This window comes from Neobacillus sp. S1115 (genome assembly GCF_055385565.1).
This window is the reverse complement of record NZ_AP038275.1, coordinates 5,044,774-5,056,965: the sequence shown is the minus strand read 5'-3', so window position 1 is coordinate 5,056,965 and position 12,192 is coordinate 5,044,774. Positions and strand designations below refer to the sequence as shown.

General features: G+C 42.4%; 14 protein-coding genes and 1 tRNA gene. 9 read left to right on the top strand and 6 right to left on the bottom strand.

Going from position 1 to position 12,192, the window contains the following annotated elements; all coding sequences use genetic code 11:
* Positions 1-10 precede the first annotated feature (10 nt).
* The 4 genes from ACZ5B7_RS24855 (at position 11) to ACZ5B7_RS24840 (ending at position 3,841) form a co-directional block, all read left to right on the top strand.
* Positions 11-190, top strand: coding sequence for a hypothetical protein (locus tag ACZ5B7_RS24855; RefSeq protein ID WP_213117939.1), 180 nt, complete (start codon positions 11-13; stop codon positions 188-190).
* Positions 191-204: 14 nt separating this feature from the next.
* A complete protein-coding gene (locus ACZ5B7_RS24850) occupies positions 205-1,215 on the top strand; it encodes a 3-oxoacyl-ACP synthase (RefSeq protein ID WP_464491328.1) in 1,011 nt (336 codons plus the stop codon).
* A 5-nt stretch (positions 1,216-1,220) separates the two neighbouring features.
* Positions 1,221-2,123, top strand: a complete 903-nt coding sequence (phaZ, locus tag ACZ5B7_RS24845) for an intracellular short-chain-length polyhydroxyalkanoate depolymerase (RefSeq protein ID WP_464494564.1) — start codon at positions 1,221-1,223, stop codon at positions 2,121-2,123.
* 233 nt (positions 2,124-2,356) lie between these two features.
* Positions 2,357-3,841: a class I adenylate-forming enzyme family protein gene (locus tag ACZ5B7_RS24840; protein WP_464491327.1), complete on the top strand. Its 1,485-nt coding sequence runs from the start codon at positions 2,357-2,359 to the stop codon at positions 3,839-3,841.
* A gap of 25 nt (positions 3,842-3,866) precedes the next feature.
* Here ACZ5B7_RS24840 and ACZ5B7_RS24835 read toward each other — a convergent pair whose 3' ends face one another.
* Together ACZ5B7_RS24835 and ACZ5B7_RS24830 are read right to left on the bottom strand one after the other, a co-directional pair.
* Positions 3,867-4,178 (bottom strand): spore coat protein, encoded by a 312-nt coding sequence (locus tag ACZ5B7_RS24835; RefSeq protein WP_464491326.1) that lies wholly within the window; start codon positions 4,176-4,178, stop codon positions 3,867-3,869.
* On the bottom strand, positions 4,175-4,381 hold the full coding sequence (locus ACZ5B7_RS24830) for a hypothetical protein (protein ID WP_464491325.1): 207 nt from the start codon (positions 4,379-4,381) through the stop codon (positions 4,175-4,177). Before ACZ5B7_RS24830 ends, ACZ5B7_RS24835 begins: the two co-directional genes overlap by 4 nt.
* Before the next feature lie 136 nt (positions 4,382-4,517).
* Between ACZ5B7_RS24830 and ACZ5B7_RS24825 the strand changes: the two genes are divergently transcribed.
* Genes ACZ5B7_RS24825 through ACZ5B7_RS24815 form a run of 3 tightly spaced genes read left to right on the top strand, consistent with a single transcriptional unit; the run spans position 4,518 to position 6,247 of the window.
* Positions 4,518-4,721: a spore coat protein gene (locus tag ACZ5B7_RS24825; RefSeq protein WP_464491324.1), complete on the top strand. Its 204-nt coding sequence runs from the start codon at positions 4,518-4,520 to the stop codon at positions 4,719-4,721.
* A 15-nt stretch (positions 4,722-4,736) separates the two neighbouring features.
* Positions 4,737-5,096, top strand: coding sequence for a spore coat protein (locus tag ACZ5B7_RS24820; RefSeq protein WP_464491323.1), 360 nt, complete (start codon positions 4,737-4,739; stop codon positions 5,094-5,096).
* A 14-nt stretch (positions 5,097-5,110) separates the two neighbouring features.
* Positions 5,111-6,247 (top strand): zinc-dependent alcohol dehydrogenase, encoded by a 1,137-nt coding sequence (locus ACZ5B7_RS24815; RefSeq protein ID WP_464491322.1) that lies wholly within the window; start codon positions 5,111-5,113, stop codon positions 6,245-6,247.
* A 73-nt stretch (positions 6,248-6,320) separates the two neighbouring features.
* Here ACZ5B7_RS24815 and ACZ5B7_RS24810 read toward each other — a convergent pair whose 3' ends face one another.
* Positions 6,321-7,205, bottom strand: a complete 885-nt coding sequence (locus tag ACZ5B7_RS24810; protein ID WP_423799386.1) for a selenium metabolism-associated LysR family transcriptional regulator — start codon at positions 7,203-7,205, stop codon at positions 6,321-6,323.
* A 215-nt stretch (positions 7,206-7,420) separates the two neighbouring features.
* Here ACZ5B7_RS24810 and ACZ5B7_RS24805 point away from each other — a divergent pair, with 215 nt between their 5' ends.
* Both ACZ5B7_RS24805 and ACZ5B7_RS24800 read left to right on the top strand, forming a co-directional pair.
* Positions 7,421-7,786 carry an SCP2 sterol-binding domain-containing protein gene (locus ACZ5B7_RS24805; protein WP_464491321.1) on the top strand — a complete coding sequence of 122 codons (366 nt, stop codon included), beginning with the start codon at positions 7,421-7,423 and terminating at the stop codon, positions 7,784-7,786.
* Between the two features lie 138 nt (positions 7,787-7,924).
* Positions 7,925-9,178, top strand: coding sequence for a DEAD/DEAH box helicase (locus ACZ5B7_RS24800; protein ID WP_464491320.1), 1,254 nt, complete (start codon positions 7,925-7,927; stop codon positions 9,176-9,178).
* 763 nt (positions 9,179-9,941) lie between these two features.
* Here ACZ5B7_RS24800 and ACZ5B7_RS24795 read toward each other — a convergent pair.
* From ACZ5B7_RS24795 to ACZ5B7_RS24785, 3 genes are all read right to left on the bottom strand, one after another.
* A complete protein-coding gene (locus tag ACZ5B7_RS24795) occupies positions 9,942-11,480 on the bottom strand; it encodes a solute symporter family protein (RefSeq protein WP_464491319.1) in 1,539 nt (512 codons plus the stop codon).
* On the bottom strand, positions 11,480-11,806 hold the full coding sequence (locus tag ACZ5B7_RS24790; protein ID WP_464491318.1) for a DUF485 domain-containing protein: 327 nt from the start codon (positions 11,804-11,806) through the stop codon (positions 11,480-11,482). The genes ACZ5B7_RS24795 and ACZ5B7_RS24790 overlap by 1 nt, the downstream gene beginning before the upstream one ends.
* Positions 11,807-12,109: 303 nt before the next feature.
* Positions 12,110-12,182: transfer RNA gene (locus ACZ5B7_RS24785), tRNA-Ala, on the bottom strand.
* Positions 12,183-12,192 lie beyond the last annotated feature (10 nt).

The window sequence follows — 12,192 nt, the reverse complement described above, 5'->3', positions numbered from 1 at the left end:
GGAGGCGGCGATGGATACGAATCAAGTTACCTCCTTTGTCGTTCGTTTTCAATTAGCTGCAGTCGAAAAGGAGACTGGGTCACGGCACTGGAGGATTAAAGTGACCCATGTGCAGGAAGACCGGGAAACTTTATTCGAAACGATTGAAGAGGCGATGTCGTTTATGAAGGAAATTGCGGAAGATTCATAGAGTAGGTGATCGTTTTGCAAATAGGCATAGTCAGTACAGGGATATACTTGCCGGAAAAAACAATGACTGGTCGGGAAATCGCCGAAAAGGCAGGCATTCCGGTGACCGTTGTAGAAGAAAAAATGGGGATTAAGAAAAAGCATATTCCAAGTCCCGATGACCATACCTGTGAAATGGGCATCCTTGCTGCAAGAAAGGCGCTTGAGAAAGCCTCGTTTAATCCTTTGGATATTGACCTCGTCATTTATATCGGTGAGGAGCATAAGGAATATCCACTCTGGACGGCGGGAATCAAACTGCAGGAAGCAATCGGCGCTTTTAATGCCTGGGCGTTTGATACGGCTTTAAGGTGCGGCACAACCGTGATGGCGTTGAAGGTAGCGAAAAGCATGATGCTCTCTGACCCAGGTATACGCACGGTTCTTCTTGCCGGGGGTTACCGAAATGTTGATTTTATAGATTACGAGAACCCTAGAACAAGATTTATGTATAATCTTGGCGCTGGCGGCGGGGCCATTCTTCTTCAAAAAGATTATTCGGAAAATCTTTTGCTTGAGACGGTAATCCTGACGGATGGTTCTTTTTCCGAGGACGTCGTTGTCGTTGCCGGGGGCACTAAACATCCAATCTCGAGCGAGGCGATTGCCAAACGCTTGAACATGCTCGATGTACTTGACCCTGAGGGGATGAAACAGCGCCTTGAGGAAAAATCAATGAGCAATTTTTTAAAAGTCATTCGCGAATCGGTTCGGAAGAGTGGGTATACAGTGGACGATATTGCGTATTTAGCGATTCTTCACATGAAAAAATCCGCCCATGAATATGTTTTAAGAGAACTGGGCTTGTCCGATGAGCAGGCAATTTATTTGGAGGATTACGGTCATATTGGGCAGATAGATCAAATCTTGTCGTTGGAGCTGGCTTTACGGGAAGAGAAAGTGAAGGACGGTGATCTTGTCGTTTTTGTCAGCGCCGGGATTGGCTATGCGTGGGGAGCTACAACCATTAAATGGGGGAAGGGATGATAGGGATGGTAAACGTTTCAGTAAAGAGTGTCGAGCTTTCAAACGGAGAAACGCTTTTCTACCGGGAAAGGGAAGGCGGAGATATAAAGGTATTATTGGTTCATGGTAATATGACTTCATCCAAGCACTGGGATCTCGTTCTTGAAAACATGGATGAGAAATATAAATTGTTTGCCGTTGATTTGCGGGGATTCGGCCTGTCTACCTATAACAACCTAATTATGTCGATTAAGGATTTCGCTGATGATGTCAAGCTGTTTGTAGACGCGATTGGTTTGAAAGACTTTGCTCTTGTCGGCTGGTCAACCGGAGGTGCAGTGAGCATGCAATTCGCCGCTGATTATCCAGGATACTGCAATAAATTAATATTGCTTGCTTCCGAATCCACGAGAGGCTATCCTTTTGACGGGAAATTGAGTGATGCTGATGAGCCGCGACGATTTACCTTACATGAAGAGATAAAGCGAGACCTAGTTCGCACCATTCCTGTGCAAGCCGCCTATGATACCAATGATGCTGCGTTACTGAAATTAATTTGGAACGCAGTCATTTACACTCACAACCAGCCGGCACCTGATCTTTATGATGAGTATGTTCAGGACATGCGGACGCAGCGCAATTTGGCTGAGGTCCATCACTCCAACAATACCTTTAATATCAGCCATTTTCATAATGGACTTGTTCCTGGAAATGGCAGGGTCGACGACATTCATGTTCCTGTTCTGGTCTTATATGGTGAAAGGGATATGGTCATTGCCAGAGAAATGACGAATGAGCTTTTAGCAGATTTGGGAGATAAGGCGACCTATGTGGAATTGAAAAACTGTGGTCACTCCCCATTAGTGGATGACCTGCCGCAATTGTTGAAGGAGATGACAAAGTTTTTGGAGAAAGAAGTGCAGGTATAAGGGGTGAGTTAAGGGAACGGCCTTTCTGGGTCGTTTTTTTATTTGGCTTTTCCTGTTTGTTCCAAAATGTGTCGTGAAAGTCCGGAATTTTGTAGTAAAAACCTGAAATTATGTAGTGAGCACCCAAATTTACGTTGTGAAACCGTGATTTTATGTAATGAACTCTTCTGTAACTCCTCTGTAACCACCCCCAGCTAAAATAGCACCATCTAGTAGTGAAGGAGCGAGTTTTGGTGAGGTGGGAACTGGATTGGCTGGAAAATAGAGCGAGATTATCGCCGAATAAAGCTGCCATAATCGATGTTAAGACTAACGAGACTTGGACTTACGGACAATTGAGCGCACGGGCGAACAATACGGCAGCAAACCTGCAAAACAGAGGCGTAAAAAAAGGCGATCGGGTAGCTCTCTTGGCCCCAAACGATATATGCTATTTTGATTTATTATTTGCCTGCGGAAAAATTGGCGCCATTTTTGTACCGCTGAACTGGAGGCTTTCGGTTCATGAAATAAACGAAATATTGCAGGACTGCACACCGATTCTGATCGGGGTACATGAACAATTTATTCATATATATGATCAGCTTCCTGAGGAAAAACCACACTCTTTTATGGTCGGAGGCTCTATTTATTCTGAAATTAAATTTCTCCAAAAAGTAGAAGAAATTTCTGAAACCGACTCATTAGCGATGATTTACACGGGCGGTACAACCGGGAAGCCAAAGGGTGTTGTGTTAAGCCATCGCTCCATCCTCTGGAATGGGATAAATTCTATTTTGAGCTGGGGGCTGACGGATCAAGATGTCACAGTCAATTATATGCCCATGTTTCATACCGGCGGCCTGAATGCGTTAAGCATTCCTATCCTTATGATGGGCGGGACCGTTGTCATTGGGGACCATTTTGATGCGGCGGAAGCGGTAGAATCCATCAATCGTTACCGATGTACAATTATTCTCCTAGTACCAACGATGTATCATATGTTAATCCAATCGGAAGAATTTAAGAGCAGCCATTTTCCTTCTATGAAAATCTTCTTATCTGGGGCGGCGCCATGTCCTATGCAAATTTATGAGGCGTTTCAAAAAAAGGGCTTGGCTTTTAAAGAGGGGTATGGGTTGACAGAAGCGGGACCGAATAATTTTTATATAAGTCCCGAGGAAGCGCAGATAAAGCGCGGCTCAGTCGGCAAACCGATGATGTTTAATTCCATCATCCTTGAAAAGACAGATGGCAGGGAAGCCACAGCAAACGAAGTCGGCGAACTTTTAATCAGGGGCAAGCATGCTTTTTCGTTCTATTGGAATAATGAACAAGCGACGAACGAAACAATGACGGATGGCTGGATCCGCACCGGGGATTTCGCCAGAAGGGATGAACAGGGCTATTATTATATTGTCGGCCGGAAAAAGGATATGATCATCACTGGCGGCGAAAATATTTATCCCTTGGAAATTGAGCATTGGCTTACGGAACATCCAGCTATCGAAGAGGCTGCTGTCATCGGCCTGCCAGACGAAAAATGGGGCGAAGTGGTAGCTGCTTTTATAGTTTTTAAGGAATGGAGCATAACTGAAGGCGAACTAAAAACATATTGTGAAGCCAAACTAGGGCGTTATAAAATTCCTAAAAGATTTATTAAAGTAAATGAACTTCCTAAAACCCATGTGGGAAAGATTGATAAGAAGAAATTAAAGGAAATGGCCATCAAAATATAAAGGAGAACCGAAGTGTTCTCCTTTTCTATTGCTGACCCATTTTTTGCGCAAGATTTATGGCCGTGTCCGCAACAGTTAAATCAAGGTTCAATTGTTCACTTAAATCATGTGGATGATAAAAGCCTTTTGCCAACATATAGTTTGTTATTTTTTCATGCGTGGCGATTGCTTCGTTTAACTGTTCACGCAATGCCGCTTTTAATTCAGGTGTGGCGGTTTCTGTGATCGCTGCAGCATAATTCCTTATAGCCGCTTTGGCTGAAACAAGAAAATCAGTCGCGATGACCTGGTCTGTCAATCCGCCCATACCTATCAGGTTTTGGATTAATTGATTCACTCATTTTCCCCCCGATTTGTTAAAAACTCCTTTAGCCTTTCGATGTGCCGGATTCCTGCAGCGGCATCAGCCGTAAGAATGGCCTGCAGCTCCTCATCCTGCGCCAATTTACTCATTGTTGCCGTTTTCGTAAGGCAAAGATTTTTAAAAGCGATTATTTCATGGAGATCCACAGTTTCATGGAGTGCTAATCGTTTAATCACATAACTCCCCCCAATCGTACCTAATCGTTCTTGTTTATCGTTTCTATCCTTCCTGATTGTTATACACCTTCTGGTTTTGCATAAAAGAAATTGCCCTATGGAGAAAATAACAAGATATCAAATTGGAGGTGAATCCATGGACAGGTTGGCTTTGCATGAAACGATGGAAACGCATGAATTAATAAATTTTAAAACTGTCTGCTTATTGAAATCAAAATTAATGCAAGGTGTCTGCTTTGATAACGAATTAAAAGCCTTAATGGCCAAGGATGTAAAGCAGTCCATTCAGGATATGAACGAATTACTTCGATTTTATCAACAAAGCCAGTTACTGCAGTAAAGAGAGGTGAATGGAATGGAGGACTTTTTAGACCCAAGGAATGCGGAAGGGATGCCGAATCTGGCAGATTCAGCAATTGCGATGGACTTTTTGCTGGGCATCAAAACTGGAATCCGGACGTATAGCTTTGCCATTACCGAAACAGCCAACCCGGAGCTGCGGAGGACTTTACATCGGCAAATGGAAGCGGCCATTGATTTGCACACGGAGATTTCAGACCTAATGATAAAAAAGGGATGGTTGAATCCTCATAGCGTTAAAGAACAGTTTCCGGTCGATCTTAAAGCGGCAGAAACCGCCATACAGATTGCGGAGTTGGACATATATCCTAGTGACACAGATCGCCGCGGGATGTTTGCAACTCCAAACAAATAGGGAGGTGAAAATAAATGAAGGCTGTTACATACCAAGGTATAAAAAATGTAGAGATCAGGGAGGTGAAGGACCCGTCCATTAAAAATGCTGATGATATTATCGTAAAAATCACCACTTCGGGGATTTGCGGCTCTGATTTACATCTCATCCATGCGATGATTCCGAATTTGCCTACCGATTATGTGATCGGTCACGAACCGATGGGGATTGTCGAGGAGGTCGGCCCGGAGGTAACCAACTTAAAAAAAGGAGACCGGGTCATCATTCCGTTTAATGTCAGCTGCGGGCACTGCTGGTATTGTACTCACGACCTGACAAGTCAATGTGATAACGGCAACCCGCATGGTCAAGGGTCGGGCTTTTTCGGCTATTCGGAAACAACGGGCGGGTATGCCGGTGGTCAAGCAGAATATATGAGGGTTCCGTTTGGGAACTTTACACCTTTCAAAATCCCGGAAAACTGCGAAGTGGAGGATGAAAAACTGGTCTTACTGGCAGATGTTATGCCGACCTCCTACTGGAGTGTGGACCATGCAGGTGTAAAACCCGGTGATACTGTTATTATTCTTGGCTGCGGACCGGTTGGCTTAATGGCACAAAAATTTGCCTGGCTTAAAGGGGCAAAACGGGTTATTGCTGTAGATTATGTGGGCTACCGCCTTGAGCACGCAAAACGGACGAATAAAGTGGAAATTGTCAATTTTGAGGATCATGAAAATGTCGGGGATTACTTGTTGGAAATCACCCAGGGCGGAGCGGATATTGTCATTGATGCTGTAGGGATGGATGGGAAAATGACCCCATTGGAATTCCTAGCTTCAGGGATAAAACTGCACGGCGGGGCGATGGGGGCGGTTGTTATGGCCAGCCAGGCGGTAAGAAAAGGCGGTACGGTACAACTTACCGGAGTTTATGGCGGCAGATACAATGCCTTTCCGCTGGGGGATTTCTTTCAGCGCAATGTGGACATTAAGATGGGACAGGCACCGGTAATACCTTACATGCCGTTTCTGTATGACATGGTAAACAGGGGGGAATTTAACCCATCAGACATTATCACACACGTTCTTCCACTAGACCGAGCCAAGCACGGTTACGAAGTATTTGATACTAAAACCGAGGACTGCATCAAAGTAATCCTTAAACCTTAAATCATTAAAGAACTTGGGAACTGCCGGACGTAATACTTTACAGCAGCGGGGGCATGCCCCCCGTCAAAGTTTTTTAGAGCAATTCAGCGGCTTTTTCAATAAATAGTTTGGCTAGGATGGATTGGGTTTTATGGATGTTATAGGTGAGGTAAAAGTATCTTTCCTCATCAAATCCAGGAATTTCATACATTTTAAGTCTGTTTTGGGCAGCATATTCTCGTGCGGCTATTTCGGAAATAATCGAGATGCCAATATCTTGTATGACAAACTGTATTAAGCTCTGACTGGAATCTGTATAAGCAATAATATTCAATTTATCCTTTGATATTTTATGTTTCTTTAGAACCCTTTCAAGGATGGCATTTGTTCCAGACTCGGAGTTCCTCATGATAAATGGATACTTCAAAATCTCTTGAATGTTTACCGGTTCTGTTATATTTCGTTCATTTGCTGTAATCAGAACAAGCTTCTCCTTTAATAGCGGTATATAGTGAAGTTTATCGCTTTCATACTTTTCTCCTAAGACCCCAACTTCGACGGATCCGTTTAGTACTTTTTCCACGACATTTTTTGAGGAGGACTGGCTAATATGAAACATGGCATTTTCGTAACCTTCTCTAAAACTCTTGACCATTTTCGGCAGAAGGAACTGCCCCGGCACCGAGCTTGCGGCAACCCGAATCATGCCTCGAAGTTCAGTCATTCCTTGTTTTAAATCCATTAAAGCCTGGTCTTTTAAGAGCAATAGTTTAAGCGCCCACTGATAAAGCCGCTCACCGTGGGGAGTCAGTATACTTTCACGGCCAACGCGATCAAAAAGCTGTACATTTAATGTTTTTTCCAAGGCCTGAATATGGGAACTGACAGTTGATTGACTTAGAAAAATATCCTCAGCGGCCTTCGAAAAGCTTTTATGTTCAACCACCTTTGTAAACACATATAACTGGTGTAAATCCAACGAGAGTTCCTCCTATGTTTCATTCGTGAAAATCGATAATTGCTACCCGAATTAATAGATAGTTTAAATATATCATTGATATTTATGAATCCAATATTTCAAGTAGTTAATTTTTTTATTAGGTATTTTAAAGAGTTCATAAAATTGTCACTTTATCCTTGTGATACGAAACAGTATCATTGAATTAAAGGTCTATTTAAAGGAGGACTTCCTTAATGGAAAAGGCGATTAAAGAGTATTCTTTAACGGATTTAATGGCAAGAATTGAAGAAATCTTTAATGAAAATCCAGGTCCAATCCAAGGTTTTAACGCTGTTGTTCAATACGATGTGTATGACCAGATGCCGTCAACCTATCAGCATTATTTTCAAGATGGTACATTAACAATTAAAGAAGGAGTCCAAGTCGCCCCTAACGTGACGATGTCTTTAAACTATGATACCTTCAAAAAATTTATTTTGTGTAAAATGAGCGGTACGATGGCCCTGCTGACAGGAAAAGTGAAGGTGAAAGGTGACGTAAGTACTGGTTTGAAAATAGAAAGCATTCTCAAAAAATATAATCTAAAAGAACCTTTATAAAAATACCAGGCTGCCTGAGATAGCTCAGCAGCCTTTTGCTTTTTTGCTGGTAAATTCAATTTTCGCAAATGAATAATTGAAATTACTGTGGAAAACAATCATTATTAGTGGAAGGTAATACAGAAAGTAGGCGGTTATTTGTCAGAATTTTTATCATTAGGGATTTCAACCACAGTAGTGGATAAATTACGCGGGTATGGGATTGCAACCCCAACACCGATTCAACACCGGGCGATTCCGATTATTATGAAGGACATGGATACAATTGCCCAAGCACAAACAGGTACAGGCAAGACGCTGGCCTTTATCCTGCCCATCCTTGAAAAATTGAATCGAAAGGACGGTCATATTCAAGCCCTTATTGTGACGCCAACGAGAGAATTGGCTTTGCAAATTACGGATGAAATTGAAAAATTGATTCATGATTTCGATGATATTAATGTTCTAGCTGTTTATGGCGGGCAAGATGTTGACAGACAATTAAAGAAATTGAAGAACCATCCACAGATTGTTGTGGGGACTCCGGGCAGGCTTCTCGATCATATTCGAAGGGAAACAATCCAATTAGCGAATGTATCTTATCTTGTTCTGGATGAAGCAGACCAAATGCTTCATATTGGTTTTCTCAGCGAGGTTGAGGATATCATTAAAGAAACGCCCGGAAGCAGGCAGACCATGCTTTTCTCAGCAACAATTCCTCCTGAGGTTAAAAAGCTTGCAAATAAATACATGCGGACCCCGGAATATATTCAAGTCGAAAAAGTTCAGGGACCAGCTGACAATGTGAAACAGATTGCCATTCATACGATTGAACGTGCGAAGCAGGCAACTCTTATCCAATTAATTGAAACGCATCGGCCATTTTTAGCAGTGATTTTTTGCCGGACAAAACGGAGAGTTTCCAAGCTTTATGAAATTCTAAAAAGCCATGGATTTCCCTGTGATGAGTTGCATGGTGATTTGTCACAGGCAAAACGAGAGCAGGTCATGAAACGGTTTCGGGATGCGGAAATACAATTGCTAATTGCCACCGATGTAGCAGCAAGAGGACTTGATGTAGAAGGTGTAACCCATGTGTTTAATTACGATATTCCTCAGGATCCCGAGAGTTATATTCATAGAATCGGCAGGACCGGACGGGCAGGGACGAAAGGACTAGCTATCACTCTTTATTCTACAAAGGACCGGCCGACTCTTGATTTAATTGAAAAAGAGCTAAATATTAGAATAAATAAACAAAATATAGGGAATGCGAATAAGGAAAAAGAAACTCAACGGGACACTTCTGCAAAAAAACGACAAGATGGACAACAAATGAAAATTGTCCATCAAAAGAAAAATGGTGAAAGAAAACATCAGAAGAAGAATTTCATAAGAAAAAAACCCCGTTAATGGGATTTCAGACTGTCGACAAATCCGAAGATTTTGGAAATCGACAGTCTTTTTTGTTTGGCTACATTAAACTTGTCTGTTGATTTCCGTTCCAGGCGGCTTCGCTTTCCGCGGGCGGTTCGGGGAGCCTCCTCAGCGCTTTCAGCGCCTGCGGGGTCTCCCCTGTCCCGTACTCCCGCAGGAGTCTTCGCCGCCTTCCACTCCAATCAACAGGTGTATTCAATAAAGACTTTCAACTCACAATATATTATTTATATGAGTGATAAACTTAATGTTACGCCAAAAGGGGCTGGTTAAAGTGAATATGAATTTGTTTTCTATTGAAAAGTAAGTTCAAGACGGCACCTTCTTTGCTTGATAGACAAATATATTGATTTTCGTTTATTTTTAAGAAGTTCGGATTATTGCGGCCATCTAATCCATGAAAAGGCTATCCTTACCATAACCTTCGCGACATATTTAGCAAGATTATAAAAATTGTGTGGCAAATCTTTATATTGATTTGCCTCCATGTTGATTGGAGCGGAGGGCACCGACTCCTGCGGGATACAGAGGTCACTGGAGACCCCGCAGGCGCCATAGCGCCGAGGAGGCTCCAGGACCTCCCCGCGGAAAGCGAGTGCCCGGAGCGGAAATCAACAGGCCCATTAGCAGAGGAAGTTAATTAATAATAAAAATCAGTTTTTAGACAAATAAAAAATTGCCGAGAAAATCCCATTCTCGGCAATCTGATCCCATTAATAGGTTTTTTTACCTTTATATTTTATCTACCTAAACCAATCCCTGTATTGGATTTAACGAGGACTTCCTCATATTTTTTAACATCAGCTTTTTGGCTGGAAAAGATGGTTCCAAGGTAACCAGCCAGGAAACCAAGCGGAATGGAAACTATCCCTGGTGTTGTGTAAGGGAATAATGGGTTCCCTACAAAAATAGCTTTACCAACTTCCGGACTGAATACATTCGGACTGATCAGCACTAAGCCGATAGCTGAAATTAGACCGACAACCATCGCCCACATCGCGCCGGTTGTATTAAAGCGTTTCCAATAGATGGTGAAAAGAATGACCGGTAAATTCGCGCTAGCTGCAACAGCAAAGGCGAGTGAAACAAGGAAGGCGACATTCAGCGTCTGTGCGCCTAAGGCAAGAATAATGGATACGACAGAAACCCCAATGGCTGCGTAACGGGCCATCAATACCTGTTGCTTTTCGGTTGCTTTTCCTTTTTTCAAAATTTCATTGTAAAAGTCATGGGAAAAAGCTGAAGCTGCTGTCAGCACCAGCCCTGCAACAACAGCAAGAATAGTTGCAAACGCCACCGCAGAAATAAAGGCAAACAACATATTACCGCCAATTGCTTGAGCTAATAAAGGAGCTGCCATATTTCCGGCTGGGTTGGCAGCAATAATTTTTTCATTGCCGACAAATGCTGCAGCACCGAAACCAAGGAAAATGGTCATAACGTAAAATATTCCAATAACCCAAGTAGCATAAACAACAGACGAGCGTGCCGTCTTGGCATCCTTTACGGTAAAGAAGCGGACAAGAATGTGCGGAAGCCCTGCCGTTCCAAGAACAAGCCCCATATTTAGAGATAATGTATCCAGGCCGTCTTTGTACTTTACACCTGGATTTAGGAAGGATTCCTTTAAAGGAGTTGCTGTTTTCATTTGGGCAAACATATCGGTAAGGCTGAAATTAAACTTGGCAAAAACAATCATAGAAATAATGAAGGTGCCGCCCATTAACAGGATCGCTTTAATGATTTGCACCCAGCTTGTTGCATGCATTCCGCCAAAGATAACGTATACCGTCATTAACACCCCGACGATTAAGACAGAGGTTGTATACTCCAATCCTAATAATAATTTAATAAGTGCACCAGCACCGACCAGCTGAGCAATCATATAAAAAATAGAAATCGTCATTGTATTCATGGCGGCGAAGCCGCGGATCTTTTTGGCATCAAAACGAGCCGCTATCATATCGGCAAAAGTGTATTTGCCAAGGTTTCTTAACGGTTCCGCTACCAAATAAAGAACGACAAGGTAAGCCACTAGAAACCCAATGCTATAGAAAAATCCATCAAAGCCGGTCAGGGCTACAGCTCCGGCAATTCCTAGGAAAGATGCTGCAGACATATAGTCACCTGCGATGGCAAGTCCATTTTGCCAGCCGGTAAGGCCTCCGCCAGCCGTGTAAAATTCACTGGCATTCTTAGTTTTCTTGGAAGCGAAATAGGTGATGACCAGCGTTACGAGAACAATGGCAAGAAACATAAGGAATGCAGGGGTATTCATTAGCTATTCCCCCTTTCTTGAATGACCTGGGATGATAACTCATCAAACCTTGCCGCTTTCTTAGAATAAAGCATGCACAAACCCCATGTCATAACAAACTGAAGGAAAGCAAATACCCATGCCCAAGTAATATCTCCGATAAATTTTGTATTAAGTATCGTTGAATATGAGGTTAAGATTGGCAAGGCAAAATAAAAACAGAAAAAGAAGATAGTAAATGGAATTATAAATTTTTTCTTTTCGGAGAGTAATGTCTGAAACGAAGAAGACTGGACAATAGAACTGTAATCGCTTTCAGTTTGAGCGTTTATTTTTTTAGCTTCCAAAGAGAAGCTCCCCCTTTCGTATAAACCACTGGATTAAGGAATGTGGAATTAAGATAAAAAAGATGATGACAGGTAATGATGCAGGGGCAAAAGGTGTTATAAAGCTTCTGATACAATAGGCTTGAGATTTCCCTCCTTTTGATTACAAATATTTCTAAAATTTGAAAATATTTTACGTTTTTTATTATAATTTTAAGAGAATCATAGTTGCAAGGGAATATTTTCTTATTTTGGAAATTTTTTATCAACTTTGGAGAACTAAAAAAAACCTTTGCAGTTGCAAAGGTTTTTTCTGAATAATGATGGAGACTATCGGGATCGAACCGACGACCTCTTGCATGCCATGCAAGCGCTCTCCCAGCTGAGCTAAGCCCCCGATGGATTAG

Bases quoted from the DNA above. Each gene is read 5' to 3' on its own strand.
- ACZ5B7_RS24855 (WP_213117939.1), top strand. From the start codon at position 11: ATGGATACGAATCAAGTTACCTCCTTTGTCGTTCGTTTTCAATTAGCT.
- phaZ (WP_464494564.1), top strand. From the start codon at position 1,221: ATGGTAAACGTTTCAGTAAAGAGTGTCGAGCTTTCAAACGGAGAAACG.
- ACZ5B7_RS24825 (WP_464491324.1), top strand. From the start codon at position 4,518: ATGGACAGGTTGGCTTTGCATGAAACGATGGAAACGCATGAATTAATA.
- ACZ5B7_RS24820 (WP_464491323.1), top strand. From the start codon at position 4,737: ATGGAGGACTTTTTAGACCCAAGGAATGCGGAAGGGATGCCGAATCTG.
- ACZ5B7_RS24815 (WP_464491322.1), top strand. From the start codon at position 5,111: ATGAAGGCTGTTACATACCAAGGTATAAAAAATGTAGAGATCAGGGAG.
- ACZ5B7_RS24805 (WP_464491321.1), top strand. From the start codon at position 7,421: ATGGAAAAGGCGATTAAAGAGTATTCTTTAACGGATTTAATGGCAAGA.
- ACZ5B7_RS24795 (WP_464491319.1), bottom strand. From the start codon at position 11,480: ATGAATACCCCTGCATTCCTTATGTTTCTTGCCATTGTTCTCGTAACG.